Annotated in this window: 23 protein-coding genes; 13 read left to right on the forward strand and 10 right to left on the reverse strand. The window is 73.5% G+C overall.

What is annotated here, in order from left to right:
- Positions 1–4: 4 nt before the first annotated feature.
- On the reverse strand, positions 5–1396 hold the full coding sequence (locus ABEA53_RS11705; RefSeq protein WP_345481353.1) for a branched-chain amino acid ABC transporter permease: 1392 nt from the start codon (positions 1394–1396) through the stop codon (positions 5–7).
- A 207-nt stretch (positions 1397–1603) separates the two neighbouring features.
- Here ABEA53_RS11705 and guaB point away from each other — a divergent pair, with 207 nt between their 5' ends.
- Complete coding sequence (gene guaB, locus ABEA53_RS11710) at positions 1604–3103, forward strand: IMP dehydrogenase (protein ID WP_345481354.1); 1500 nt, start codon at positions 1604–1606, stop codon at positions 3101–3103.
- A 70-nt stretch (positions 3104–3173) separates the two neighbouring features.
- Here the strand turns inward: guaB and ABEA53_RS11715 are convergent, their stop codons facing one another.
- Positions 3174–4481 (reverse strand): nucleotide disphospho-sugar-binding domain-containing protein, encoded by a 1308-nt coding sequence (locus ABEA53_RS11715; protein WP_345481355.1) that lies wholly within the window; start codon positions 4479–4481, stop codon positions 3174–3176.
- 112 nt (positions 4482–4593) lie between these two features.
- On the opposite strand from ABEA53_RS11715, the gene ABEA53_RS11720 reads away from it, so the two are divergent.
- The 4 genes from ABEA53_RS11720 to ABEA53_RS11735 all read left to right on the forward strand — a co-directional run bounded on the left by ABEA53_RS11720 (position 4594) and on the right by ABEA53_RS11735 (position 8844).
- Positions 4594–5712, forward strand: coding sequence for a GuaB3 family IMP dehydrogenase-related protein (locus ABEA53_RS11720; protein WP_345481491.1), 1119 nt, complete (start codon positions 4594–4596; stop codon positions 5710–5712).
- A gap of 184 nt (positions 5713–5896) precedes the next feature.
- Positions 5897–7555 carry a glycerol-3-phosphate dehydrogenase/oxidase gene (locus tag ABEA53_RS11725; protein ID WP_345481492.1) on the forward strand — a complete coding sequence of 553 codons (1659 nt, stop codon included), beginning with the start codon at positions 5897–5899 and terminating at the stop codon, positions 7553–7555.
- Positions 7552–8367, forward strand: a complete 816-nt coding sequence (locus tag ABEA53_RS11730; protein WP_345481356.1) for an SURF1 family protein — start codon at positions 7552–7554, stop codon at positions 8365–8367. The genes ABEA53_RS11725 and ABEA53_RS11730 overlap by 4 nt, the downstream gene beginning before the upstream one ends.
- Positions 8368–8391: 24 nt before the next feature.
- Positions 8392–8844 (forward strand): DUF3817 domain-containing protein, encoded by a 453-nt coding sequence (locus ABEA53_RS11735; protein WP_345481357.1) that lies wholly within the window; start codon positions 8392–8394, stop codon positions 8842–8844.
- Between the two features lie 144 nt (positions 8845–8988).
- On the opposite strand, the gene ABEA53_RS11740 is transcribed toward ABEA53_RS11735, so the two are convergent.
- The 5 genes from ABEA53_RS11740 to ABEA53_RS11760 are packed head-to-tail and all read right to left on the reverse strand — an operon-like array spanning position 8989 to position 13514.
- On the reverse strand, positions 8989–9855 hold the full coding sequence (locus ABEA53_RS11740; protein WP_345481358.1) for a PfkB family carbohydrate kinase: 867 nt from the start codon (positions 9853–9855) through the stop codon (positions 8989–8991).
- On the reverse strand, positions 9852–10838 hold the full coding sequence (locus tag ABEA53_RS11745) for an ADP-ribosylglycohydrolase family protein (RefSeq protein WP_345481360.1): 987 nt from the start codon (positions 10836–10838) through the stop codon (positions 9852–9854). Before ABEA53_RS11745 ends, ABEA53_RS11740 begins: the two co-directional genes overlap by 4 nt.
- Positions 10835–11389, reverse strand: coding sequence for a cysteine hydrolase family protein (locus ABEA53_RS11750; protein WP_345481361.1), 555 nt, complete (start codon positions 11387–11389; stop codon positions 10835–10837). Before ABEA53_RS11750 ends, ABEA53_RS11745 begins: the two co-directional genes overlap by 4 nt.
- Positions 11386–12861 carry a purine-cytosine permease family protein gene (locus ABEA53_RS11755; protein WP_345481362.1) on the reverse strand — a complete coding sequence of 492 codons (1476 nt, stop codon included), beginning with the start codon at positions 12859–12861 and terminating at the stop codon, positions 11386–11388. Before ABEA53_RS11755 ends, ABEA53_RS11750 begins: the two co-directional genes overlap by 4 nt.
- Positions 12858–13514 (reverse strand): NUDIX hydrolase, encoded by a 657-nt coding sequence (locus tag ABEA53_RS11760; RefSeq protein ID WP_345481363.1) that lies wholly within the window; start codon positions 13512–13514, stop codon positions 12858–12860. Before ABEA53_RS11760 ends, ABEA53_RS11755 begins: the two co-directional genes overlap by 4 nt.
- Positions 13515–13639: 125 nt before the next feature.
- Between ABEA53_RS11760 and guaA the strand changes: the two genes are divergently transcribed.
- Positions 13640–15271: a glutamine-hydrolyzing GMP synthase gene (gene guaA / locus ABEA53_RS11765; protein WP_345481364.1), complete on the forward strand. Its 1632-nt coding sequence runs from the start codon at positions 13640–13642 to the stop codon at positions 15269–15271.
- Positions 15272–15292: 21 nt separating this feature from the next.
- Here guaA and ABEA53_RS11770 read toward each other — a convergent pair whose 3' ends face one another.
- Entirely contained in the window at positions 15293–16531 is a 1239-nt protein-coding gene (locus ABEA53_RS11770) for a GDSL-type esterase/lipase family protein (protein ID WP_345481365.1), read from the reverse strand.
- 173 nt (positions 16532–16704) lie between these two features.
- Positions 16705–17466 carry a Bax inhibitor-1/YccA family protein gene (locus ABEA53_RS11775; protein WP_345481366.1) on the reverse strand — a complete coding sequence of 254 codons (762 nt, stop codon included), beginning with the start codon at positions 17464–17466 and terminating at the stop codon, positions 16705–16707.
- Between the two features lie 215 nt (positions 17467–17681).
- Here ABEA53_RS11775 and ABEA53_RS11780 point away from each other — a divergent pair, with 215 nt between their 5' ends.
- Positions 17682–20000 carry an ATP-dependent helicase gene (locus ABEA53_RS11780; protein WP_345481367.1) on the forward strand — a complete coding sequence of 773 codons (2319 nt, stop codon included), beginning with the start codon at positions 17682–17684 and terminating at the stop codon, positions 19998–20000.
- On the forward strand, positions 19997–20422 hold the full coding sequence (locus tag ABEA53_RS11785; RefSeq protein WP_345481368.1) for a GNAT family acetyltransferase: 426 nt from the start codon (positions 19997–19999) through the stop codon (positions 20420–20422). The genes ABEA53_RS11780 and ABEA53_RS11785 overlap by 4 nt, the downstream gene beginning before the upstream one ends.
- A 91-nt stretch (positions 20423–20513) precedes the next feature.
- On the opposite strand, the gene ABEA53_RS11790 is transcribed toward ABEA53_RS11785, so the two are convergent.
- On the reverse strand, positions 20514–21011 hold the full coding sequence (locus ABEA53_RS11790; RefSeq protein WP_345481369.1) for a MarR family winged helix-turn-helix transcriptional regulator: 498 nt from the start codon (positions 21009–21011) through the stop codon (positions 20514–20516).
- Between the two features lie 126 nt (positions 21012–21137).
- On the opposite strand from ABEA53_RS11790, the gene sucC reads away from it, so the two are divergent.
- The 5 genes from sucC to purH all read left to right on the forward strand — a co-directional run bounded on the left by sucC (position 21138) and on the right by purH (position 26664).
- Positions 21138–22301, forward strand: coding sequence for an ADP-forming succinate--CoA ligase subunit beta (gene sucC / locus ABEA53_RS11795; protein ID WP_345481370.1), 1164 nt, complete (start codon positions 21138–21140; stop codon positions 22299–22301).
- A gap of 14 nt (positions 22302–22315) precedes the next feature.
- Complete coding sequence (sucD, locus tag ABEA53_RS11800; protein ID WP_345481371.1) at positions 22316–23200, forward strand: succinate--CoA ligase subunit alpha; 885 nt, start codon at positions 22316–22318, stop codon at positions 23198–23200.
- A 128-nt stretch (positions 23201–23328) separates the two neighbouring features.
- Entirely contained in the window at positions 23329–24492 is a 1164-nt protein-coding gene (locus ABEA53_RS11805; protein WP_345481372.1) for a cell division protein PerM, read from the forward strand.
- Between the two features lie 10 nt (positions 24493–24502).
- A complete protein-coding gene (gene purN, locus ABEA53_RS11810) occupies positions 24503–25090 on the forward strand; it encodes a phosphoribosylglycinamide formyltransferase (RefSeq protein WP_345481373.1) in 588 nt (195 codons plus the stop codon).
- On the forward strand, positions 25087–26664 hold the full coding sequence (gene purH, locus ABEA53_RS11815; RefSeq protein WP_345481374.1) for a bifunctional phosphoribosylaminoimidazolecarboxamide formyltransferase/IMP cyclohydrolase: 1578 nt from the start codon (positions 25087–25089) through the stop codon (positions 26662–26664). The genes purN and purH overlap by 4 nt, the downstream gene beginning before the upstream one ends.
- Positions 26665–26803: the final 139 nt, after the last annotated feature.

A 26803-nucleotide genomic window follows, 5' to 3' on the forward strand; every position in this document is an offset into this window, starting at 1 on the left:
GGTCCTATCCGATCCGTGAGGCTTTGCCGAGGATGCCCTGCGGACGGACCAGCAGGATCAGGATCAGCACGACCAGCGCGGCGACGTACTTCAGGTTGTTCGGGATGAACACGGTCGAGACGTCGGTGATCACCCCGATCACCAGCGAGCCGACGAGGGCGCCGAACGCGGTGCCGAAGCCGCCGAGGGTGACCGCCGCGAAGATCAGCAGCAGGATGCTCGCGCCGGTGTCCCACCGCAGCGACTGGTAGTAGCCGATCAGCACGCCCGCGAGGCCAGCGAGCGCACCGGCGCCCACCCACACGGTGCGGATGACCTTCTCGACGTCGATGCCGGACGCGGCCGCGAGGGAGCGGTTGTCGGACACCGCGCGGGTGGCCTTGCCGATGCGGGTGCGCAGCAGCACGAACGCGACGAGCAGCAGCAGGACGATGCAGATGATCGCGCTGATAATGTCGGTCGAGCGGAGACGGACGGGGCCGAGGATCAGGGCGGCCCGGTTGTCGGCCGGCAGCACGAGCTGGTCGGGGCCGAAGATGAACTGGAAGATGTAGCGCAGCGCGAGCGACAGGCCGATGCTGACGATCATCAGCGGCACCAGCGCGACGCCGCGCTTGCGCAGCGGCTTCCAGAGCCCGAGGTCCTGCAGGTAGCCGAAGGCCCCGCCGAGCACGGTCGCCGCGATGATCGCCACGATGCCCGGCAGGCCGAGGACCGCGGAGAAGACGTAGCCCATCAGCGCGCCGAACGTCACGAGCTCGCCGTGCGCGAAGTTGTTCAGGCCCGTCGTGCCGTAGATCAGCGAGACGCCGATGGAGGCCAGGGCGAGCAGCAGGCCGAAGATGAGGCCCGTCACGATGCGCGGCACGACCAGCTCGAACGGGCTCGCGCTCGGGCCCGCGTCGCTGTCACCGGCGGTGCTGCTGCCGCTCGTCGCGCCGGGGGTCGGCGTGGTCCCCGCTCCGGCCGCGACGAGGATGAAGTAGGCGGGGACCGCCTGGTTCCCCTCGGAGACGACCACCTGCCGCGGGTTCAGCCCGTTCGGCACGGATCCGGCGCCCTCCGGCACGCTCTTCTCGTCGAGCTGGACCTTGTAGGTGCCGCCTCCGGGCAGGCCGACGAGGGACTTGCCGTCGTCGCCGGTGGTGACCGTCTGCGAGAAGGAGCCGGACGAGACCGTCACCTTCACGCCCGAGACGTTGCTGCGGTCGGACGCCTTGCGGATCCAGACCTGGATGGATTGAGCGGCGCTCGCGTTCGGTGAGGGCGACGGGCTGCTCGACGCGTTCGCCGGTGTCCCGCCCGCGAAGGCGAGGATCAGGGCGAGTGCAGCGGTCGCGAACACCGTCAGCAACGCGGCCGGGCCGGTTCGTCGGCGGGTCGTGTCGGGGCGCAAGTGGGATGGACCTCCGGGGCGGGGACGGCGCGTCGATGGGCCGCCGCTGTCGGTGGGAAGGCCTCGACCGTATTGCCTCGGGTGTTTCAGGCGTGTGTCCATCCTCCGTGCAGGGACCGATCGCAACCGGACCGTGACGTGGAAGCGCCGCGCCCTCCTACCATTGGCCTACGGGAATTCCCGCACGAATCACCGGTTGGGGGATGCATGGCAGACGATCCGTTCGGACTCCTCGGACTCACCTACGACGACGTGATGCTCCTGCCGGGGCACACCGACGTGATCCCGAGCGAGGCCGACACCACCACGCGTCTCACGCGCCGCATCCGGATCGCCTCGCCGCTGATCTCCTCCGCGATGGACACGGTCACGGAGTCGCGGATGGCGATCGCCATGGCGCGCCAGGGCGGCATCGGCGTGCTGCACCGCAACCTCTCCATCGAGGACCAGGCCGGCCAGGTCGACCAGGTGAAGCGCAGCGAGTCGGGCATGATCACGCACCCCGTGACGACGACGCCCGACGCGACCGTGGCGGACGTCGACCGGCTGTGCGCGCACTTCCGCGTCAGCGGGCTGCCCGTCGTCGACGCGGACGGGAAGCTCGTCGGGATCGTCACGAACCGCGACATCCGCTTCGTCTCGCCGTTCGAGAAGGAGACGACGCGCGTCGCCGACGTGATGACGAAGCAGCCGCTCGTCACCGGTCGCGAGGGCATCGCGCCCGACGACGCGATCGGCCTGCTCGCGCAGCACCGCATCGAGAAGCTGCCCCTCGTCGACGAGCAGGGCCGCCTCACCGGTCTGATCACGGTGAAGGACTTCGAGAAGAGCGAGCGCTACCCGAACGCGACGAAGGACGAGGCCGGGCGCCTCCGCGTGGCGGCGGCCATCGGCTTCTTCGGAGACGCCTGGGACCGGGCGATGACCCTGGTCGACGCGGGCGTCGACGTGCTCGTCGTCGACACCGCGAACGGCGACAGCCGCGGCGTGCTCGACATCGTCCGCCGGCTGAAGGCGGAGCCCCGCGCGGCGCACATCGACGTGATCGGCGGCAACGTCGCGACCCGCAGCGGCGCGCAGGCGCTCATCGAGGCGGGCGTCGACGCGGTCAAGGTCGGCGTCGGCCCCGGCTCCATCTGCACGACCCGCGTCGTCGCCGGCGTCGGCGTGCCCCAGGTGACCGCGGTCTACGAGGCGTCGCTCGCGGCGAGGGAGGCGGACGTCCCGGTGATCGCGGACGGCGGCCTGCAGTACTCCGGCGACATCGCGAAGGCGCTCGTCGCGGGTGCGGAGTCGGTCATGCTCGGCTCCCTGCTCGCCGGCACCGACGAGAGCCCCGGCGATCTGATCTACGTCAACGGCAAGCAGTTCAAGACGTACCGCGGCATGGGCTCGCTGGGCGCGCTGCAGACCCGCGGCAAGAAGACCTCGTACTCCCGCGACCGCTACTTCCAGGCGGACGTGCCGAGCGACGAGCAGCTGATCGCCGAGGGCATCGAGGGCCAGGTGCCCTACCGCGGCCCGGTCGGCAGCGTCGTCTACCAGCTGCTCGGCGGGCTGCGGCAGTCGATGTTCTACGTCGGCGGCCGCACGATCCCCGAGCTGAAGGACCGCGGCCGCTTCGTGCGCATCACGGCAGCGGGCCTCAAGGAGTCCCACCCGCACGACGTGCAGATGGTCGCCGAGGCCCCGAACTACCGCCGCTGACCCGCCCGCGCGCAGCTGCGCGCCGCAGTCCCGGTCTCGCGCGACCGGGACCAGGGCGCGCGACTGCCCGTCAGCGTCGGGCGGGGCGGCCTGCCGGCGCGCTCGTGAGCTCGTCGGCGATGTCGAGCACCGAGGCCACGGCGTCGGTCGCGGCGATCGCGCTCGCCAGCCGGGACGCCGCTCGTCGGAACCGTGCGCGCTCGTCGAGCACCTGCCGCACCGCGGTCCGCACCCGCGCGGGGTCCGCGCGCTGCTGCTGCAGGTCGACGCCGACGCCGGTCCACCGGACGCGCGCGTTCACCTCCAGACGGTCCTCGGTGGTGCCCGCCACGACCAGCGGCAGGCCGTGGCGCAGCGCGTGGTGCACGGCGCCGAAGCCGCCGTTCGTGACCATCACGTGCGCCGCGGGCAGCAGGTGGTCGTAGGGCAGGAAGCGCTCCACCCGGGCGTTCGCCGGCAGCGCGCCGCCGAGCGCGCGCTCGACCGAGGCGGGATCCGGGCCGCCGGTGGTCGCCACGACGAGCACGTCCTCGTCGGCCAGCGCCGCGATCGTCGGCACGATCAGCTCGGTCGGGTCCTGGTTCGCGTAGGTGCCCTGGGTCACGTGCACGATCCGGCGGCCGTCGCGGTGGTACCACCAGTCCGGCAGCGGGAACCCGGCCGGCGCGGGCAGCGGCCCGACGTACCGCACCCGGTCCGGCGTGGACCGGCGCGGGTACTCGAACTGCGGCACGGACGCCTGCGCCCACACGTCCGCGGTGAGGCCGAGGTCGAACAGCTGCCCGGTCGGGCGGTGCCCGGTGAGCCGCTCGATCGTCTCCCCGAACGCCTGGCGCAGCGCCCCGGTGCGGGTCGCGTTCGCCGCGACCTGCAGCAGGGCGTTCCGCAGCGGGTTCAGCGGTCCCTCCAGCGGTACCCGACCCGCGCCGAACGGGGCGACGTCGGGGCTGGAGAAGGGCAGCGGCAGGATCCCGAGCGTCAGCACCGCCGGGCGCTCGTAGCGCGGCAGCAGCCCGACGGCGGTGGCGCCGACGAAGGTGGGCTCGGCGATGAGCAGATCGAACCCGATCCGGTGGTGCAGGGCCATGACCGCGTGGAAGTCCGCCTCCACGGTGCCGAGGAAGAGCGTCCACAGCAGGTCGGGGACCTCGTGCGACCGTCTCCGGCGCCCGCGCCGTCGCGGCACGCGGCCCGGCGGCACCTCGGCGTCGTAGGGGAGGCGCAGGAACGTCGCGCCCGCCTCCTCGATGCGCTCGCGGTGCGCCTCGCCGCACAGGAACCAGACCTCGTCGCCCCGCGCCGCCATCGCCCGCACGAGCTGCAGCAGCGGCAGGACGAAGCCGTCCTGGCGCGCGCTCGTGAACAGGACGCGGGCCACGCCTCAGCCTCCCGTGCACCGCGCGGCGAGGCGGGGTGCACGCCGCCCCCAGTCCGGGTGCACGCATCGACGGGTCGGTCGGGACGCCTCGGTAGGGTTGCCGACCGTGAGCATGGACTTCGAGATCGGCCGCGCGAAGCGGGCACGTCGGGTCTACGCGTTCGACGACATCGCCGTCGTCCCGTCGCGGCGCACCCGCGATCCCGAGGACGTGTCGACGACGTGGTCGATCGACGCGTTCCAGTTCCAGGTGCCGTTCCTCTCCGCGCCGATGGACTCGGTCACCTCGCCGGCGACGGCGATCGCGTTCGGCCGCCTCGGCGGCCTCGGCGTGCTCGGCCTCGAGGGGCTCTGGACCCGCTACGAGGACCCGGAGCCGCTGCTCGCCGAGATCCGCGAGCTGCCGGAGGACCGGGCCACCGCCCGCATGCAGGAGATCTACCGCAGCCCGATCCGCGCGGACCTCATCACCGCCCGGATCGCGGAGATCCGCGCCTCCGGCGTCCCCGTCGCCGCGGCGCTCTCGCCGCAGCGCACGCAGGAGTTCTCGCAGACGGTCATCGACGCGGGCGTCGACCTGTTCGTCATCCGGGGCACGACCGTCTCCGCGGAGCACGTGTCGAAGTCGACCGAGCCGCTCGACCTGCGCCGCTTCATCTACGAGCTCGACGTGCCCGTGATCGTGGGCGGCGCGGCCACCTACACGGCGGCCCTCCACCTCATGCGCACCGGTGCCGCCGGCGTGCTCGTCGGCTTCGGCGGCGGCGCGGCGACCACGACGCGCAGCTCGCTCGGCATCCACGCGCCCATGGCCACCGCGGTGGCCGACGTCGCGGGCGCTCGCCGCGACTACCTCGACGAGTCGGGCGGGCGCTACGTGCACGTCATCGCGGACGGCGGGCTCGGCAACTCCGGCGACATCGTGAAGGCGATCGCCGTGGGCGCGGACGCGGTCATGCTCGGCACCACGCTCGCGCGCTCCACCGAGGCGCCCGGCGGCGGCTGGCACTGGGGCCTCGAGGCGCACCACGACCAGCTGCCGCGCGGCCGGCGGGTCTGGGTCGGCCAGGCGGCGCCGCTCGACGAGCTGCTGTTCGGGCCGGCGCACCGCCCCGACGGCACCGTGAACCTCGCCGGTGCGCTGCGCCGCTCGATGGCCACCACGGGCTACTCCGACATCAAGGAGTTCCAGCGCGTCGAGGTCGTCGTCGCGCCGTACGACAACCGCTGAACATCCGTGCAATCTGCCCGCCAGGGACCGGGCGGCTGAAGGCGGCGAAGGTACGCTTCCGCACTCGAGGAGGCGCGCCATGGTCACGCAGAACCCGGTGAGAATCGACGACGAGGTGCCGCCCGCGGCGGCGACCGGAGCGGGCGGGCTGGGCCCGTCGCAGCGCCGCGCGGCGATCCGCGCGATGCGGGATCAGGAGCTCGACGTCCTGGTCGTGGGCGGTGGCATCGTGGGCGCCGGGTCGGCGCTCGACGCCGTGACCCGCGGCCTGACGGTGGGGCTCGTGGAGGCGCGGGACTGGTCGGCGGGCACGTCGAGCCGCTCGTCGAAGCTGGTCCACGGCGGCATCCGCTACCTCGAGCAGCTGAACTTCACGCTGGTGCGCGAGGCGCTCATCGAGCGCGGCCTGCTGCTGCAGCGCATCGCGCCGCACCTGGTCAAGCCCGTCAAGTTCCTCTTCCCCCTCACGCACCGCGTGTGGGAGCGCTTCTACATCGGCGCTGGCATGCTGATGTACGACGCCTTCAGCTGGACCGGCGGCCGCCCTCCGGGCGTCCCGCACCACCGGCACCTCTCCCGCCGTCAGCTGTACCGCGCCATCCCCTCGCTGAAGAAGGGCGCGATGGTCGGCGGGATGACCTACTACGACGCGCAGGTCGACGACGCGCGCTACGGCACGATGGTCGCTCGCACGGCTGCCCGCTACGGCGCCCACGTGGCGACGCGGGTCCGCGTCGAGGGCTTCGTCAAGGTCGGTGAGCGCGTGGTCGGGGTCGACGCCATCGACCTCGAGACCGGCGAGCGGTTCCAGATCAAGGCGAAGCAGGTCGTGAACGCGACGGGCGTCTGGACCGACGACACGCAGCGGCTCGTGGGGGAGCGGGGCGGGTTCCACGTCCGCGCCTCGAAGGGCGTGCACCTCGTCGTGCCCCGCGACCGCATCCAGTCGACGATGGGCATGATCCTGCGCACCGAGAAGAGCGTGCTCTTCGTGATCCCGTGGGGCCGCCACTGGCTGGTCGGCACCACCGACACCGAGTACGAGCTGAACAAGGCGCACCCCGCCGCGACCGCGCACGACATCGACTACATCCTCGACCACGTGAACGAGGTCCTCGCGACCCCGCTGACGCGGGAGGACGTGGAGGGCGTGTACGCCGGCCTGCGGCCGCTGCTCGCCGGCGAGAGCGAGCAGACCAGCCAGCTGTCGCGCGAGCACATCGTCACCCACACGGTGCCGGGGCTCGTCGTGATCGCGGGCGGCAAGTGGACCACCTACCGCGTGATGGCGAAGGACGCGATCGACGCCGCGGCGAGCGCGCTCGACGGCCGCGTGCCCGGGTCGGTCACCGAGGACATCGCGCTCGTCGGCGGCGCGGGCTACCAGGCGGCGTGGAACCAGCGCGCCGCCATCGCCGCCCGCACGGGGCTGCACCCGGCCCGCATCGAGCACCTGCTCAACCGCTTCGGCACCCTGGCGGAGGAGGTGCTCGCGCTGATCGCCGAGCGTCCCGCGCTCGCGGCGCCGGTGCCGGGCGCGGACGACTACCTGCAGGCCGAGATCGTGTACGCGACGACGCACGAGGGCGCCCTGCACCTGGACGACGTGCTCGCCCGCCGCACCCGCATCTCCATCGAGGCGTGGGACCGGGGCGTGTCCGCGGCGCCCGTCGCCGCGGCCCTGATGGCGGAGGTGCTGGGCTGGGACGCCGAGCACGAGCAGCTCGAGGTCGACACCTACCTCGAGCGGGTGCGCGCCGAGCGCGAGAGCCAGACGATGCCCGACGACGAGTCGGCGGACCGCGTGCGGCTCGAGGCGCCGGAGATCGTGCAGGCCGTATGACGGACGCCCCGCCCGCGCAGGCTCCGACCCGGAGCCTGCGGGCGGAGTTCCGCACGCCGAGGGCCATCGGCCTGCTGCTGCTCGCGCTCGTGATCGCCGGGCTGTTCGCGGCGCTCGGGCAGTGGCAGATCTCCCGCGCGATCCAGCAGGGCACGGTGGTCGAGCGGCCCACGGAGCGCAGCGTGGCGCTGTCGAGCATCGCGCAGCCCGCGCAGCAGCAGACGGACGCATCGGTCGGTCAGCGGGTCAGCGCCCGCGGCCGGCTGCTGCCCGCCGACACCGTCATCGCGGGCGACCGGCTCAACGACGGGAAGCGCGGCTGGTGGGTCGTCGGCCACGCCGTCGTCGACGATCCGGAGGGCGCGTCGCTCGCGGTCGGCCTCGGCTGGGCGCCGACGGAGCAGGAGGCGCGGGCCGCCGCGGAGCGGATCGAGGCCGCTCCTGCGACCGACGGGCCGCTGGTCGGCCGGTACGTGGACAGCGACCCGGCAGAGCCCTCCACCTCCGGCGATCCGGCCGCGCTGACCGCGGTGTCGACCGCGCGGCTCGTGAACGTGTGGACGCAGGACGTGACCGCCCCGACCTACGAGGGCGTGCTCACGCTGGAGCAGGCGCCGGCCGGCCTCGAGGAGATCTACTCCCCGAAGCCCGGCGGCGACGTCGAGCTGAACCTGCTCAACCTGCTCTACGCGGCGGAGTGGGCGCTGTTCGCGGTCGCCGCGTTCTACGTCTGGTACCGCCTAGTGCGCGACCGCTGGGAGCAGGACCAGGCGGTCGCGATCGCGGACGACGAGCTCCACCACGACGTGTAGAAAAAGCGCTTACGATCGGTGCTCGTGCCCTGGAGCCCTCTTCGAGTCCCGCCGACGCGGGACTTCCCCACGATCCGGCGCAGCCTGCTCTTCTACAAGGTCTTCGCGTACGCGACGGGCACCTTCCTGCTGCTCGTCTGCGCCGAGGTGCTGCTGCGCTACGTCTTCGGCTCGGAGATCGTGGTGGGCGGGGCGCTCGGCCCGGTCGCGCTCGTGCAGCCCGAGCAGGTGCGCGCGGTCGGCGGCTTCAACCTGAGCCTCGCCGTCCTCATCGCGCACGGGTACCTGTTCATCGCCTACCTCATCAGCGACTTCGTGCTGATCACCGTGATGCGGTACCCGATCACGCGGTTCATCCTGATCGCGGCCGGCGGCGTCGTGCCGCTGCTCTCGTTCATCATGGAGGGCCGCGTCAAGCGCGAGGTCCGCTCGTACCTCGCCCAGCGCGAGCGCACGGCGACCCCCTTCCCGGCCTGACCTCCGTCCGGAGCGCTTCAGCAGGACGATTCGACGTCAGCAGGACGATTCGGGTCTCTGCGTCCTGCTGACGTCGTTCCGTCCTGCTGACGTGCTCGGACGCTCCCGCTGTCGTGCTCTCGGCCGGCGCGCGGAGCCAGCGGGTCAGCGGGGCGTCGCGACGAAGCGGGCGGCCGCCTCGTTGGCCTGCGCGGCCGCATCGAGCGGCGCCGTGCCGGCCGCCAGGGCCGCGAGGAACGTGCCGACGTGCGTGTCGCCCGCCCCGTTCGAGTCGACGGCGACGACCGGCGGCGCCGGCAGCGCCGCGACCTCGCCGCCGCGGAGCGCGACCAGGCAGCCGTCGGCGCCCTGCCGCACGACCGCGCCCCGTCGCGCGGTCGCCGCGAGCAGCCGGGCGGCCTCGGCCGGATCGCCGAGGCCCGTGGCCGCGCGCGCCTCATCGGTGTTGCCGCTCCACCAGTCGATGCGCGGCAGCAGCCGGGCGAGCAGGACGGAGGGGGCGTCGGCGCCGAATGGGCCCGGGTCGAGCAGCACGACCGCGTCCGCCGGCAGCCCGAGGACGAAGTCGACCAGCGGAGCCCCGCGCTCCGGCGCGACCAGGCCGTAGCCGTGCACGTGCACGACGTCCCCCGCCGCGATCGAGAAGCCCTCGAGTGCGGGCGCGGTCGACTCCGCACCGGGCACGGTCGTGAAGGTGCGCTCGCCGTCGGGCTCAACGGACGTGAGGACGAAGCCGGAGTCGGAGCCGGGCACCGGCGGCAGCGGCGCCGGGATCCCGGCGCCGCGGAGCGCGGCGCGCACCAGGTCGCCGAGCGGCCCGATGCCGATGCGGCCGGCGAACAGGGCCTCCGCCCCCGCTGCCCGGGCGGCGACGAGGGCGCGGTACCCGCCGCCGCCGACCTCGAGCCGCCCGCCCGTCGCCAGCACGTCCGAGCCCCGGTCGGGCAGGTGCGGCACCGCGGCGACGACGTCGACCAGGGCGTTCCCCGTGCTGACGACGCGGCCGGTCATCGCAGCGCCAGCAGGGCGTCCACCCGCTCGTCGAGCCGCAGGTCGTTCACCCGCTGCACCGTCGCGACCGCCTCGGCGGGGAAGGCCCCGACCCCGTGGATCGCGCCGGCCATGGCGCCCGTCATCGCCGCGATCGTGTCCGAGTCGCCGCCGAGCGAGGCGGCGGCGCAGCACGCGGCCCACGGGTCGTCGGGGTGCAGCAGCAGCATGGCGAACGCCGCGGGCACCGACTCCTGCGTCGCGAGGCTCGTGCCGATCAGCGACACCACGCGATCGGTCGCGACGACCACGTCGTGCCGCCCGGCGAGCTCCGTGCTCCAGGCGATCCGCGCGGCCACGTCCGCGCCCGCCACCCAGCGGCCGCGCCGGGCGCCCGCGCGCGCCGCCGCGATGCCGAGCGCGACCGACGTCGCGGTGCCCAGGCCGTCGACGCCGGCGCTGACCGCGGCGGCGACCGCGGCCGCGCCGGCGATCGCGACGGAGGTGGCGTGGCTGACGAGGCACGCCTCCTCCACCGCGTCGACGAGCACGCCGAGGTCGGTCGCGGGGCACGCCAGACCGACCGGCGCGATGCGCATCGCGGCGCCGTTCGTCATGCCGTTCGCCCCCGCGAGCTGCGGCGGCGTCCCCTCCCGCACCGCGCGGATCGCCGAGCGGGTGGACGGGCCGAGCAGGTCGAGCGAGCCGCGGGCGCGGGCGTCGTCCTCCCAGCGCTCGAGGCGCTCCGCGAGGTCCGCAGGATCGACGCGGCCGCGACCCGCGATCAGCACGTCCGCCAGCAGCAGCGCCTGCTCGGTGTCGTCGGTCACGTGCCCGGCCGGCAGCCCGTGCGCGAGCGGGTGGTCCGGCGCCGCCGCGCGGAAGCCCGTCACCCCGCCGGACGCGAGCACGGCCTCGCGCGGCAGCGTCTGCGTCGGCATGCCGAGCGCGTCGCCGATCGCGAGGCCGGTGAGCGCCCCGAGCGCGCGGTCCCTCCTGCTCATGCCCCCATTCTGCTGAGCACGTCGTCGACGCTGCTGATGGTGATCAGCGGGCCGTAGAGCGCCATCGCGTCGAGGGCCCGCCGGTGGTCCGCCTCCGACAGCCCCGCGCAGGCGTCCTCGGGCACCGTGACGAAGCGGCCCGCGTCCGCGGCGGCGAGCGCGGTCGAGAGCACGCAGCAGTCGGTGGAGACGCCGGTCACCACGAGGTGCTCCGCGCCGCCGGTCGCCGCCGCGAGGTCCGGGCCCCACTTGCCGAAGGTGGTCGCGGTGACGATCGGCGCGTCGCCGGGCGCGAACTCGGCGGTCAGGTCCCACAGCGGGTCGGTCGGCGGCCGCAGCTGGTCCGCCCAGTCCCGGTAGTAGGGCGCCCAGGCGCCGACCGGGTGCTCGGGCGCGACGAACCGCGTGTAGACGGTGCGGCCGGTGAACGCGGGCAGCAGGCGGCGGACGCCCGCCGACGCGGCCGCGTACCCGGGCGTGGCCCAGGCGCTGTCCGCGTCGGCGAAGACCCGCTGCATGTCGACGACGACGAGGCGGGCGTCGTCGCTCATCGCGCCTCGGGCAGCGGGAGGGACTCCTGCCGGCGGACCGCGCCGCGGGTCAGGACCACCGTGCCGACGAACCCGAGCACGAGCGCGAGCAGCACGCCGAGGTTCGCGTACGCCCAGGCGCCCTCGCGGCCGCCGAGGGGACCGAGCAGGTAGCCCTGCCAGGTGAAGCCGGCCGTGCCGTTGACGACGAGGCCCCAGCCGAGCACGGTGCCGACGATCACGAGCAGCACCGCGGAGGGGCGGATCGAGCCGTACCGGCCGTGCCGGTCGAGCAGCTCCGCGTCCGCGTACGCCCTCCTCCGCAGCGCGACGTCGCCGATGAAGACGCCGCACCAGGCCGCGATCGGCACGCCGAGGGTGATGAGGAACGCCTGGAACGGGCCGACGAAGTCGTTCGCGAAGAACGCGACGTAGATCGTGCCCGCGATGACGAGCACGCCGTCGATGCCGGCGGCGACGTAGCGCGGCACCCGGACGCCGGCGGACAGCAGCGCGAGGCCGCTCGAGTAGATGTTCAGCACGCTGCCGCCGACGAGGCCGAGGATCGCGACGATCGCGAAGGGGACGAGGAACCAGGTCGGGAGGAGGCTCGTGAGCGCGCCGATCGGGTCGGCGCCGATGGCCGACGACAGCTTCGGCGACGAGCCCGCGAGCAGCAGCCCGAAGACCACCAGGACGATCGGCGCGACCGCGCCGCCGAACGTGGTCCAGCCGAAGACGCCGCCGCCGCGGGTGCTGCGCGGCAGGTACCGCGAGTAGTCCGCGGCCGCGTTCACCCAGCCGAGGCCGAAGCCGGTCATCACGAACACGAGCGCGCCGATCAGTGCCGTCGCGTCGCCGGAGGGCAGCTTCGCCACGGCGCCGAGGTCGATGGAGCCGGCGGTCAGCGCGATGTACACGACGGTCAGGACGCCGGTGATCACGGTGATCCACTTCTGCATCCGCATGATCGCGTCGAAGCCCGCGATGCCGCCGCCGACGGTGAGCGCCGCGACGACGATCAGCGCGACGATCTTCGTGAAGGGCCCGAGGTCGATGCCGAGCTCGCCGAAGACCGTCGACGTCGCGAGCACCGCGAGCGAGGTGAGCGCGGTCTCCCACCCGACGAGCAGGACCCAGGAGATCACCGCGGCGAGCCGGTTGCCGTGCACGCCGAAGGCGGCGCGGCTGAGCAGCATGGTCGGCGCCGAGCCGCGGCGGCCCGCGAGGGCGACGATCCCGCAGAGCGCGAAGGACACGACGATGCCGATGAGCGCGACGACGGTCGCCTGGAGGAAGGTGATGCCGAACCCGAGGACGAACGAGCCGTAGCTGAGGCCGAGCACCGAGACGTTCGCGCCGAACCAGGGCCAGAACAGGTCGCGGGCGCGGCCCTTCCGCTCGGACTCGGCGATGACGTTGAGGCCGTTCGCCTCGATGCCGTTCGGTGCGGGCGGTGCGGTCGGCGGGGCGCCGTGGTCGAGGGCGGTCATGTGAGCAGTTCCTCTCGTGCGGTGGAGCGGTAGAGCGCGGGCGGGCGGTGGCGCACGCCGGCCTGGTGCGCGCCGGTGGGCGCGACGGTGCCGGTCGCCTCGACGCGGCGCCGGAAGTTCGCGGGGTCGAGGCGGCGCCCGAGGATCGCCTCGTGCACCTCCCGCAGCTGGCCGAGCGTGAATTCGTCGGGCAGCAGCGCGTGGGACAGGTGCGTGTACTCGAGCTTCGCCTTCAGGCGCTTGACCGCCCAGCCGACGATCTCCTCGTGGTCGAAGGCCAGCGGCGGCAGCGCGTGCGCCGGGTACCAGGCGACGTGCGGGTCGTCGCGGGTGAGCGCGGCCTCCTCGGTGCGCACGAGCGCCCAGTAGACGACCGAGACCACGCGGTCGGCGGCGCCGCGGTCGACGGCGCCGAACGTGTACAGCTGCTCGAGGTGGGCCGGGTTCAGCCCGGTCGTGTCCGCGAGGTTCCGCCGCGCGGCGTCGCGGAGGGACTCGTCGGCGCGCAGCGGACCGCCCGGCAGCGCCCAGCGCCCGAGGTGCGGCTCCCGCACGCGCTGCACGAGCGGGAGGTGCAGCGCCTGCTCGCCGTCGTGCTCGCGCAGCCCGAAGATCACCGTGGACACGGCGACGGTGACGGGCTGCTCGGGCACCGGACCCCCTAAAGGTCGACTCGACACGAAGTGGTGGGCGCGAGCGTAGCACTTCGGGTGCGCTCGACCCTTACTCGGTCGTCGCGCGACGCCGGAGCGCCTCCGCGGTCCGTACGCTTGGCGGGGTGACGAGCACCCCGCCCGAATCCGCTCCCTCCGCCGTTCCTGCGCGTCCGCCCGGGGAGGCCAACCCCGTCCTCGTCGTGGACTTCGGCGCCCAGTACGCGCAGCTGATCGCGCGCCGCGTGCGCGAGGCCGGCGTCTACTCCGAGATCGTCCCCCACGGCGTCACCGCCGAGGAGATCAAGGCGCGGAAGCCCTCCGGCATCGTCCTGTCCGGCGGGCCCTCCAGCGTGTACGAGGAGGGCGCCCCGGCCCTCGACCCGGGCATCCTCGAGCTCGGGGTGCCGGTGCTCGGCATCTGCTACGGCTTCCAGGTGATGGCGCAGCAGCTCGGCGGCACCGTCGCCCACACGGGCCGGCGGGAGTACGGCTCCACCGCGGTGCGCCTGTCCGCCGAGGCCGCCGGCGAGGACGCCCCGCTCGTGGCGGGCCAGCCGGGCGACCAGGTCGTGTGGATGAGCCACGGCGACTCGGTCTCCGAGGCGCCGGAGGGGTTCCGCGTGCTCGCCAGCAGCGACTCGACCCCGGTCGCGGCGTTCGCGAGCGACGAGCGCCGCATGTACGGCGTGCAGTGGCACCCCGAGGTGAAGCACAGCGTCCACGGGCAGCAGGTCATCGAGAGCTTCCTGCACGACGCCGCGGGGATCCCCGCGGATTGGAACCCGGGCAACGTCATCGCGGAGCAGGTCGAGCGCATCCGGGCGCAGGTCGGCGACGCCCGCGTGATCTGCGGCCTCTCGGGCGGCGTCGACTCCGCGGTCGCCGCGGCGCTCGTGCAGCGCGCGGTCGGCGACCGGCTCACCTGCGTCTTCGTCGACCACGGGCTGCTGCGCGAGGGGGAGGCGGAGCAGGTCGAGCGGGACTACGTCGCGGCGACCGGCGTCAACCTCGTCGTCGTCGACGCCGTCGACGTGTTCCTCGACGCGCTCGAGGGCGTCTCCGACCCCGAGACCAAGCGGAAGATCATCGGCCGCGAGTTCATCCGCGCCTTCGAGCGGGCGGCGGCGGACGTCGTCGAGCAGGCGAAGGAGGAGGGCGGCAAGGTCGGCTTCCTCGTGCAGGGCACGCTCTACCCCGACGTCGTCGAGTCGGGCGGCGGCAGCGGCACCGCGAACATCAAGAGCCACCACAACGTCGGCGGGCTGCCGGAGGACCTCGAGTTCGCGCTCGTCGAGCCGCTGCGCACCCTGTTCAAGGACGAGGTGCGGGCGATCGGCCGCGAACTCGGGCTGCCCGAGGTGATTGTCGGCCGTCAGCCGTTCCCGGGCCCCGGCCTCGGGATCCGCATCGTCGGCAGCGTCACCCGCGACCGGTTGGCGACGCTGCGCCGCGCGGACGCGATCGTGCGCGAGGAGCTGTCGGCCGCGGGCCTCGACGGCGAGATCTGGCAGTGCCCGGTCGTGCTGCTCGCGGACGTCCGCAGCGTCGGCGTGCAGGGCGACGGCCGCACCTACGGGCACCCGATCGTGCTGCGCCCCGTGTCCAGCGAGGACGCGATGACCGCCGACTGGACGCGGGTGCCCTACGACCTGCTGGCGAAGGTGTCGAACCGCATCACGAACGAGGTGGCCGAGGTGAACCGCGTCGTGCTCGACGTCACCTCGAAGCCGCCGGGGACGATCGAGTGGGAGTGACCGCCTTCTGACCCGGCGGGGTCAGGAGGCGGCGAGGCGCTGCCGCGGCTGCTCCGCGGCGGCGTCGTGCTCCATCTGCGCGGCGACCTCGGCCCAGAGCTGCGCCTCGATGCGGGCAGCGGCCTCCGCGAGGGCGACGCGGTCGACGCCGTGCGGCTCGTGCGGCCGGGTGTCCAGCAGGCAGAGCGCGCCGATGCGGTAGCCGTCGGGGGACTCGAGGGGGTGCCCGGCGTAGAAGCGCCAGCCGTCCGCGGCGATCGGCTCGCCCCGCAGGTCGCCGAGCACCGTGGTGCCGTGCTGCCGGATGGTGCGGTCGCACGGGGACACCGACCGGGGGATGTCGTGCGGGTCCATGCCGACGGACGACTTGAGGACGACGCGGTCGCCGTCCACGAGCGTGACGGCCGCCCCCGTGGTGCCGAACAGGTCCCGGGCGGTGCGCAGCAGCCGGTCCAGCCGCGGGCTCGACCCGGCCGCGACGAGGCCGGTGCGGTCGAGCGCCGCCTGCCGCTCGTCCTCAGGATCCGGCTGCGCGCGCAGGGGCCTGGCGGAGGCGGGCGCGGGCCTCGCGGCCAGCCGGTCGAGGTGCTCGACGAGCACCGGTGCGATCAGCCCGGCGAGTCGGTCGTAGGCCTCGGCCGACCGCGGGGCCTCCGGCAGCGCGCCCGCGGCGGTCACGTGCACGACGCCGTGCCGTCGGTCGCACACCTCCTGCGCGATCCGGTCGAGCCGAGCGGCGTGGCCGTCGACGAGGCTGCCCGCCTGCCCGAGCGCCGCGCTCGGCCGCTGGACGGGACGGATCGCGAGCACGGCGATCGCCGTCTCGGGCGCCGTGGCGGCGCGCACGGCGTCGAGCAGGCGGCCCAGGTCGGCGCGCCACCGCTCCTCCGCGAGCAGGTTGTAGGCGTCGCTGGCGCCGATGCACAGCACGACCGCGTCGTAGCGGGAGGTGCGCGCCTCGCCGAGCAGCGCGGGCGCCGCTGCGGCGGTGACGCCCCGTCGCGCCACCACGTCGACGGAGGCGCCGCGACCGGTGCCGGCGGCCAGCCGGCGGGCGAGATGACCGGGCAGCGACAGCTCCTGCGTCAGCACGCCGAACCCGACGGCCGGACCGTTGCCGAGCACGAGCACCCGGTCGGGGTCCGGCCCGGCGACGAACTGCCGGGCGGCGTCCGCGGGGTGGGGGACGAGGTCGAGCTCGTTCCGCACGCGCTGGGACCAGCGGGCGGCGAAGGGGGCGAGCAGGGCGGTGACGCGCATGGAGCGGGGGCCTTTCGAGGAGGACCGCCCACGCTAGGTCGCGCTCCCGGCGTCACCGCCCCCGTCCGGCTCGACACGCCGAGACGGTGCACGGAACACCGGGCGGCGCCCCGAACGCGGGAAGGGCGCCCGGGGAGCTCCCCGGGCGCCCTCCGATCAGGCGGTCGCGACGGCTAGTTGTTGCCTCGCAGGATCGCGATGAGCCGCAGGAACTCCACGTAGAGCCAGATGACGGTGACCATGATCCCGAAGGCGCCGGTCCAGCCGTACTTCGCGGGGATGCCGCGACGGACGCCCTGCTGGATCTGGTCGAAGTCGAGCACCAGCGAGTACGCGGCCATGACCACGACGAGCAGGCCGATGACGATGCCGAGCCAGCCGCTCTGCAGGCCGAACTGCGACTGCACGACGCCGGTGAGCTGCAGCACGACGTTGACGAGCTGGAACACCAGGTACGAGACCATCGCGATCAGGAAGATCTTGGTGGCCTTCGCCGAGGCGCGGATCTTGCCGCTCGCGAACAGGGCCAGCGTCACGCCGACCGTCACGAAGGTCGCCAGCGCGGCCTGCAGCGGGATGCCCGACCACTGCACGTTGAAGAACTGCGAGATGCCGCCGACGAAGAGGCCCTGCGCCGCGGCGTAGAGGACGATCAGCGGCACCGACGGCTCGCGCTTGAACGTGTTCACCATGGCGAGCACGAAGCCGACCAGGGCGCCCACGATCGCGAGGGCGGGGACGAACCAGCCGACCGCCGACGTGGCGATGAGCACGGCGAAGAGGACGACGGTCTTGACCGCGGTGTCCTCGTAGGTCATCCGGCCGGTGTCGGCCGAGGAGGCGGCGGGGCGCTCGTACAGCTCCTGGAGCTGCTCCGCGCTCACCGTGCTGTTGTTCTTGAACGCGGGATTGTTGGAGAGGGCGGGGTTCGCCATGAGTCCTGTCCTGTTCTGGGCCGACGCGGTCCTGCGCCGGAGAGACGAGTGTAGGAAGATCCGCCCCGCCGCAGCGGGGGGAGCGCTATGCGGTTCCTATGGATCGCGTCCCGCCGCGCCGCTGCCGGCGCGGTCCCGGACCGCGGCGGTCCCGGTCTCCGCCACGCCGTGCGGGCCCCCCGATGTCGGGGCACGCGCCTACCCTTGACGGCATCATGACGCAGCTGCTGCAGCCCTCGTCGGTACCGGTGTCGTCCGCGCTGCTCGAGGGGCTGAACCCCCGCCAGCGGGAGGCCGTGCTCTACCGCGGTCCCGCGCTGCTCATCGTCGCCGGCGCCGGGTCGGGCAAGACCAGCGTGCTGACCCGCCGCATCGCCTCCCTGCTCGAGACGCGGGAGGCCTGGCCGAGCCAGATCCTGGCCATCACGTTCACGAACAAGGCCGCCGGCGAGATGCGGGAGCGCGTGCGCCACCTCGTCGGTCATGCCGCGGACGGCATGTGGATCTCGACGTTCCACTCCGCCTGCGTGCGCATCCTGCGGCGCGAGGCGGAGGTGTTCGGCTACGCCTCGGGGTTCACGATCTACGACTCCGGGGACTCCCGACCGCTGCTGAAGCGGATCATCAAGCAGCACGAGGCCGACGTGATGGGCTTCTCGGTCGCGAACGTCGCCGCGAAGATCTCGAAGCTCAAGAACGAGCTCGTCGACGCCGAGACCTTCTCGCGGCAGGTGAACCTCGCCGACCCGAAGGAGGCGATGTTCCTCACCATGTTCCGGGAGTACTCCCGGACGCTGCAGGCGGCGAACGCGTTCGACTTCGACGACCTGATCGCGCAGACCGTGTACCTGTTCCGGGCCTTCCCGCACGTTGCGGAGCCCTACCGGCGGCGCTTCCGGCACATCCTGGTCGACGAGTACCAGGACACGAACCACGCCCAGTACGCGCTGATCCGCGAGCTGACGAAGCCCGCGCCGGCGATCGAGCCCGCGTCGCTCACCGTCGTCGGCGACTCGGACCAGTCGATCTACGCGTTCCGCGGCGCGGACATCCGCAACATCATCGAGTTCGAGCAGGACTACCGCGACGCGACCGTCGTGCTGCTCGAGCAGAACTACCGCTCGACCCAGACCATCCTCGACGCGGCCAACGCCGTCATCGCGAACAACTTCGACCGCAAGCCGAAGAACCTGTTCACCGCCGGCGGCCCGGGCGCGAAGATCGTCGGCTTCACGGGCTACTCCGGCCACGACGAGGCGCAGTTCGTCGCGGACGAGATCGAGCAGCTGCACCGCGAGGGCACCGAGTACCGCGAGATCGCGGTGTTCTACCGGACCAACGCGCAGACCCGCGCGCTGGAGGAGATCCTGATCCGGTCGGCCGTGCCGTACCGGATCCTCGGCGGCACGAAGTTCTACGAGCGCGCCGAGATCAAGGACGCCATGGCGTACCTGATCGCCGTCGCCAACCCCGCCGACGCGCTCGCCGTGCGCCGCATCCTCAACTCGCCGAAGCGCGGCATCGGCTCGGTCACCGAGACCCAGCTCGCGAACTTCGCGGAGCGCAACGGGATGACCTTCCGGGCGGCGCTGCGGCACGCGGGGGAGCAGGGGTTCGGCCCGAAGATCGCGAAGGCCATCACCGGGCTGTCCGACCTGCTCGACGAGGCGACCGCGCTGACCGCGCCGCCGGAGGAGGGCATGGCGCCCGTCCCGGTGTTCGACGTGCTCGCGCTGCTGATGAACAGGAGCGGCTACGTCGACGCGCTGCGCGCCAGCAAGGACCCGCAGGACGAGGCGCGGCTCGAGAACATCGAGGAGCTGCTCGCGGTCACGAAGGAGTTCCAGCGGAACAACCCCGACGGCCTGCTGATCGACTTCCTCACCGAGACCGCGCTGGTCGCGGCCGCGGACGAGCTCGACGACACGTCCGGCACCGTCTCCCTCATGACGCTGCACACGGCGAAGGGCCTCGAGTTCAAGGCGGTCTTCCTCACCGGCATCGAGGAGGACCTGCTGCCGCACCGGATGAGCGCGAACGAGCCCGGCGGCCCCGCGGAGGAGCGGCGCCTGTTCTACGTCGGCATCACCCGCGCCCGGGAGCGGCTGTACCTGTCGCTCGCGATGACGCGCAACAGCTACGGCGAGACGAGCGTCTCCGCCCCCAGCCGCTTCCTCGCGGAGGTGCCGGCCGAGCTCATCGAGTGGAAGCAGTCGCCCGGCATGGCCGGCCCCGGCGGCGGCAGCCGCGTGGCGGGCAGCCTCGCCTGGGGCGGGTCGTCCAGCGGCGCCGCCGGCGGCGGCGCGGCGCAGCAGAAGCCGAAGACGGAGTGGACGAACCGCGTCACGGGCAAGGTGCGCGACAACGGCGACCTCGAGCTCGCGGTGGGCGACCGCGTGAAGCACGACGACTTCGGCGAGGGCCGCGTCCAGGGCATCACCGGCACCGCCGCGAAGCGCATCGCCGAGGTGCAGTTCGACAGCGCCGGGCGCAAGCGGCTGCTCGTCAAGGTCGCGCCGATCGTCAAGCTGTGAACGCCTCCGTCCGCCCCTTCGCGGACGACGACGAGGACGCGGTCGTCGCGCTGTGGGCGGCGGCCGGGCTCACGCGGCCGTGGAACGACCCGCACCGGGACATCGCCCGGAAGAAGCAGGTGCAGCGCGAGCTGTTCCTCGTCGCGGAAGAGGACGGCGCCGTGATCGGCACCGCGATGGCCGGCTACGACGGCCACCGCGGCTGGGTCTACTACCTCGCGGTGGCGCCGGACCGGCAGGGCGGCGGCCTCGGCCGCACGCTGATGGCGGAGGCGGAGTCGCGCCTGCTCGCGCTGGGCTGCCCGAAGGTGAACGTGCAGATCCGGTCGGGCAACGAGGCCGTGGCCGCGTTCTACGACCGCCTCGGCTACGCGTCCGATGCCGCCACGAGCCTCGGCAAGCGCCTCGTCCCCGACGGCTGACGCCTCGAGGACGGAGCTGCTCCGGATCCGTGCCGCATCGGACGCCGGGGAGCGGCAGGGATCCGGAGCACGTTCCGAGGGGCGGGATCGATCAGGTGGTGCGGGCGCGCAGCATGCGCGGCGGGGCCGCGGCCGTGATCGGCCGGACGGGCGCGGGGGCCTCGGCGGCGGACTCCGCGGCCGTGCGCTCGAGCGCCTCCCGCTCGGCGGTCGACAGGTGCTCACGCAGCAGGGAGCGGACGGCGGCCACGTGGGCGTTGTCGGCGAGCTCGAACTTCTGCACGCCCATGCGCGTCACCGCGACGGCGTGGACGCGGCCGGACTTGCGACGGTCGAGCAGCTCGCGGTGCTGCATGCGCGTCAGCTGGTGCGACAGGCGGCTCTTGTCCCATCCGAGCAGCGCGGCCAGCTCGTTCTGCCGCAGCTGCCGCTCGGGCGCCGCCACGAGGCAGCGCAGCACCTCGAACTCCGCGGACGACAGGTCGGCGGCGGAGCGGATCTGGTGCTCGACCACGCCGTTGGCGAGGTCGGACAGGCGCTGGATGAGGCGCCAGGTCGACGCCTCCCCGCTCGTCAGCTCCGGGGCCATCCCGGCACCGTATCCCGGCGAGGGTTGACGTGGCAACGCGGGCGGTGCGCCGCCCGCGCATGATGCGCCGAGCAGGCGGCGGCTAGGGTTGCACGGTTCTCAACGGCAAGGAGACGTGGACGTCCCATGGACCTCTTCGAGTACCAGGCACGCGACCTGTTCGAGCAGTACGGGGTGCCGGTTCTCGCCGGCATCGTCGCGGACACCCCCGAGCAGGCGCGGGCTGCGGCCGAGCGCCTCGGCGGCGTGACCGTGGTCAAGGCGCAGGTGAAGGTCGGTGGCCGCGGCAAGGCCGGCGGCGTCAAGGTGGCGAAGACGCCCGATGACGCCGAAGCGGCCGCCCGCGCGATCCTCGGCATGGACATCAAGGGCCACACCGTGAACCGGGTGATGGTCGCGGCCGGCGCGGACATCAAGGAGGAGTACTACTTCTCCGTCCTGCTGGACCGGGCCAACCGCTCCTACCTCTCCCTCGCCAGCTTCGAGGGCGGCATGGAGATCGAGGAGCTCGCCGTCGAGCGGCCGGAGGCCCTCGCGCGCATCGAGGTCGACCCGGCCGAGGGTGTCACGCTGGAGAAGGCGACCGCGATCGCGAAGGCGGGCAACTTCCCGGCCGAGCTGATCGAGAAGGTCGCGCCCGTCTTCGTGAAGCTCTACGAGGTCTACACGGGCGAGGACGCCACGCTCGTCGAGGTGAACCCCCTGGTGCTCACCGGCGGCGGCGACGTCGTCGCGCTCGACGGCAAGGTCTCGCTCGACGAGAACGCCGACTTCCGCCACCCCGCGCACGAGGCGCTCGAGGACAAGGCCTCCGCGGACCCGCTGGAGGCGAAGGCCAAGGCCTCGAACCTGAACTACGTGAAGCTCGACGGCGAGGTCGGCGTGATCGGCAACGGCGCCGGGCTCGTGATGTCGACGCTCGACGTCGTCGCCTACGCGGGCGAGCAGCACGGCGGCGTGAAGCCGGCCAACTTCCTCGACATCGGCGGCGGCGCCTCCGCGGCCGTGATGGCCGCCGGCCTCGACGTGATCCTCGGCGACCCGCAGGTGAAGAGCGTGTTCGTGAACGTCTTCGGCGGGATCACCGCCTGCGACGCGGTCGCGAACGGCATCGTGCAGGCGCTCGGCATGCTCGGCGACGCCGCGACGAAGCCGCTGGTCGTGCGCCTCGACGGCAACAACGTGGAGGAGGGGCGCCGCATCCTCACGGAGGCGGCCCACCCGCTCGTCACCCTCGCGCTGACCATGGACGACGGCGCCGCCAAGGCCGCCGAGCTCGCTCGCAAGTAGGTAAGGGACCAGCCATGTCGATCTTCCTCAACAAGGACTCCAAGGTCATCGTCCAGGGCATCACGGGCGGCGAGGGCACCAAGCACACCGCGCTGATGCTGAAGGCCGGCACGCAGGTCGTCTGCGGCGTGAACGCGCGCAAGGCCGGCACGACCGTCACGCACGGCGACGTCGAGCTGCCCGTCTTCGGCACCGTGAAGGAGGCCATCGCCGAGACCGGCGCCGACGTCTCCATCGCCTTCGTGCCGCCGGCGTTCGCGAAGGACGCGATGATCGAGGCGATCGACGCCGAGATCCCGCTGCTCGTCGTGATCACCGAGGGCATCCCGGTGCAGGACGCGGCGGAGGCCTGGGCGCACGCGAAGGCGACGGGCGGGAAGACCCGCATCATCGGGCCGAACTGCCCCGGCATCATCACGCCCGGCGAGTCCCTCGTCGGCATCACGCCCGCGAACATCACGGGCAAGGGCCCGATCGGGCTCGTCTCGAAGTCCGGCACGCTGACCTACCAGATGATGTACGAGCTGCGGGACCTCGGCTTCTCCACCGCGATCGGCATCGGCGGCGACCCGATCATCGGCACCACGCACATCGACGCCCTCGCGGCGTTCGAGGCGGACCCCGACACGAAGGCGATCGTGATGATCGGCGAGATCGGCGGCGACGCCGAGGAGCGCGCGGCCGACTTCATCAAGGCGAACGTCACCAAGCCGGTCGTCGGCTACGTCGCGGGCTTCACCGCCCCCGAGGGCAAGACGATGGGCCACGCGGGCGCGATCGTCTCCGGCTCCGCCGGCACCGCGCAGGCGAAGAAGGAGGCCCTCGAGGCCGCCGGCGTCAAGGTCGGCAAGACGCCGTCCGAGACCGCCGCCCTGATGCGCGAGATCCTCTCCGCCTGACCTCCGTTCACGGATACGGGGATCCGGCGGTCCGCGACCGGATCCCCGTATCCGTGAAAGAGGGACACCCCGGCGGGGCTCGATCGATCGCGGAGTGGGCTGCATAGCCTCGAGGCATCGCCTCCTCCGTGATCGACGACGCACCCGACGTCGCCCCCGAGAAGCCGACCCGGCCGCGATCGCGCCGGGCCGGCGCCGCCGTGGTGGGCGCGGTCGACGGGCTGCTCGCCGTCGCGCTGCCCTTCGCGGTGCTCGCCGCGCTGGCCGTGCTGGCGTGGGCCGGGCTCGGGCGGGCGGAGGGGTGGACGCCCTACGCCTCGGCCGCGGCCGACGTCTGGCTGCTCGGGCACGGCGTCGACGTGCGGTTCGCCGCTCCGGGCGGCGCCTTCACCGTCACCGCGGCCGCGCTCGGTCCCGCCCTCGTGACCGCGCTGTGCGCGGTCCGGGCCGGCCGGAGAGCCGCCGCCACGGGCGCGCCCGCCCTCGCCTGGGCCGCCCAGCTCGTCGCCGTCCTCGCCGCCTCCGCCGTGCTCGTCCGGGTCGGCACCTCGACGATCGCCGCACCCGTCGTCTGGCAGGGGCTCTTGCTGCCCCTGCTGCTCGCCGCCGCCGCCTCCCTCGTCGGTCTGCGCTCGACCCGAGCGGGCGTCCGACCGCTGCCCGACGGGGTGCGGGCCGGCCTGATCGCCCTCCTCCTGCTCGTAGCCGCGGCAGCCGTGCTGCTCACCCTGCTGCTGCTGGCCCGCTTCGCCGACGTCGTCGCGCTCGACGAGTCGCTGGACGCGGGACCGGTCGGCGGCCTCGTGCTCACCTGCGCGCAGCTGCTCGCCCTGCCGACCTTCGTCGTCTGGGCGCTCGCCTGGATCGTCGGCGCGGGCGCGAGCCTCGGCACCGGTTCCGCGATCGGCCCCTTCGCCGGCTCCAGCGGGCCGCTGCCCGCGCTGCCCGTGCTCGGTGCCGTGCCCGTCGACCCGCCCGCGATCGCGGCCGCCGTGCTCGTGCTCCCCGTCGTCGCCGGGTTCGCCGCCGTGCTGCTCGTGCGCCGACGCGGTGCCGCGACCGGCGCCGTGCCGCTCGGCGCCCTGACCGGCGTCGTGGCCGGGATCGGCGCAGGAGTGCTCGCCGCCGCCTCCGCCGGCGCGGCCGGACCGGGGCGGTTCGCGGCCGTCGGTCCCGACGCGCTGCTCGTCGCGGGGCTCTCCGCGGTGCTGGTCGGGCTGCCGGCCCTGGTCGCGGGAGCCGTCGTGCGGGCGCCGCCCCCGCAGTCGGAGGCGGTGGACGAGCCCCAGTAGGCTCGCTCGCGTGCTCCGGCTCGTCGTGCTGATCTCGGGCGGCGGCAGCAACCTCCGCGCCCTGCTCGAGCGCTGCGACCACGCGGACTTCCCGGCCCACGTCGTCGCCGTCGGCGCCGACCGCGACGCGGGCGGCCTGGTCCACGCGGACGAGTTCGGCGTCCCCTCCTTCGTCGTGCCGTTCCCGCAGTACGCGACCCGGGAGGCGTGGGGCGAGGCGCTGCTCGAGGCGGTGCGGATCTGGGCGCCGGACGTCGTGGTCCTCTCCGGCCTGATGCGCCTGCTGCCGCCGCGGGTCGTCGACGAGCTGCGGCCCGGGCTGCTGAACACGCATCCCGCATACCTTCCCGAGTTCCCCGGCGCGCACGCGGTGCGCGACGCCCTCGCCGCCGGCGCGACCGAGACCGGTGCCAGCGTGATCCTCGTCGACCACGGCGCCGACACCGGCCCGATCCTCGCCAGGGAGCGCGTGCCCGTGCTGCCCGGCGACACCGAGGGCGTGCTGCACGACCGCATCAAACCCGTCGAACGGCGACTGCTCGCCGACGTGATCCAGGGGATCGCGGAGGGACGGATCGAACTGGAGGCCGCATCGTGACCACCGCCCGAGTCGTGAACCCCGGCGACGCCGACGTCGTGCCCGTGCGCCGGGCGCTGCTGTCCGTCAGCGACAAGCACGGCCTCGTCGACCTCGGCGCCTCCCTCGTCGCGGCCGGCGTCGAGCTCGTCTCGACCGGCTCGACGGCGACGACGCTGCGTGCCGCGGGCCTGTCCGTCACCGAGGTGTCGGAGGTCACCGACTTCCCCGAGTCCCTCGACGGCCGCGTGAAGACCCTGCACCCCGCGGTGCACGGCGGGCTGCTCGCCGACCTGCGGCGCGAGCAGCACGCGGAGGAGCTGACCTCGCTCGGCATCCGCCCCTTCGAGCTCGTCGTCTCGAGCCTGTACCCGTTCGAGCAGACCGTCGCCTCCGGCGCCGACGACGAGGCGATCGTCGAGCAGATCGACATCGGCGGGCCCGCCATGGTCCGCGCCGCAGCGAAGAACTTCGCGAACGTCGCCGTGGTCACGGCGCCGGACGCCTACGCCGGCGTGCTCGAGGCCGTCGCGCAGGGCGGCACCTCGCTCGAGCTGCGCCGACGCCTCGCCGCGACCGCGTTCGAGCGCATCGCGCAGTACGACCGCGCCATCGCCGACTGGTTCGCGGACGGCGCCGACGCGACCGTGCGCTCGGGGGAGTACCGCTTCGTCGAGACCCCGCTGCGCTACGGCGAGAACGCGCACCAGGCGGCGGCGCTGTGGAGCGACCCCGCCGGGCGCGGCCTCGCCCAGGCGACGCAGCTGCACGGCAAGGAGCTCAGCTACAACAACATGGTCGACGCCGATGCGGCGGTCCGCGCGGTGCTCGACTTCGACGAGCCCGCGGTCGCCGTGATGAAGCACGCGAACCCCTGCGGCATCGCGGTCGCGCCCGCCCACGCGGTCGACCCGATCGCCGCCGCGCACCGGCTCGCGAACGACTGCGACCCGGTGTCCGCGTTCGGCGGGGTCATCGCCGCGAACCGCGAGGTCACGCTGGGGATGGCGGAGGCCGTCGCCGGCATCTTCACCGAGGTGATCGTCGCCCCCTCCTACGCGTCCGAGGCCGTCACGGTGCTCAGCCAGCGCAAGAACCTGCGCATCCTCGTGCTTCCGCGCGACTTCGAGCGGCCGACCCGCGAGTTCAAGCAGGTGTCGGGCGGCGTGCTCGTGCAGGACCCGGATCGGTACGGCGTCGTCGACCCGTCCACCTGGACGCTCGCCGCCGGTCCGGCCGCGGACGAGGCGGCGCTCGCCGACCTCGCCTTCGCCTGGCGGGCCGTGCGCTCGGTCAAGTCGAACGCGATCCTGCTCGCCGCCGGAGGCGCCTCCGTCGGCATCGGCATGGGCCAGGTGAACCGCGTCGACTCGTGCCACCTCGCGGTGCAGCGCGCCGGCAGCCGGGTGGAGGGCTCCGTCGCGGCGTCCGACGCCTTCTTCCCCTTCGCGGACGGCCCCGAGGTGCTGCTGCAGGCGGGCGTGAAGGCGATCGTGCAGCCCGGTGGCTCCATGCGCGACGCGGAGGTGATCGCCGCGGCCGAAGCCGCCGGCGTGACCATGTACTTCACGGGCGAGCGCCACTTCTTCCACTGAGCTCATGGCCTTCGATCCGCGGGCGGATCGAAGGCGGTGCCGCGTCGCCCGGCCCTGAACGGGCCGGGCGATCTGCGGCCGTGTGGTTGACACGGACGCTGAGGGGACCCGGAGGCGGTGCCGCGTCCCCGCCTCCGAC

The organism is Amnibacterium soli (assembly GCF_039544415.1).
Taxonomy (GTDB): Bacteria; Actinomycetota; Actinomycetes; order Actinomycetales; family Microbacteriaceae; genus Amnibacterium; species Amnibacterium soli.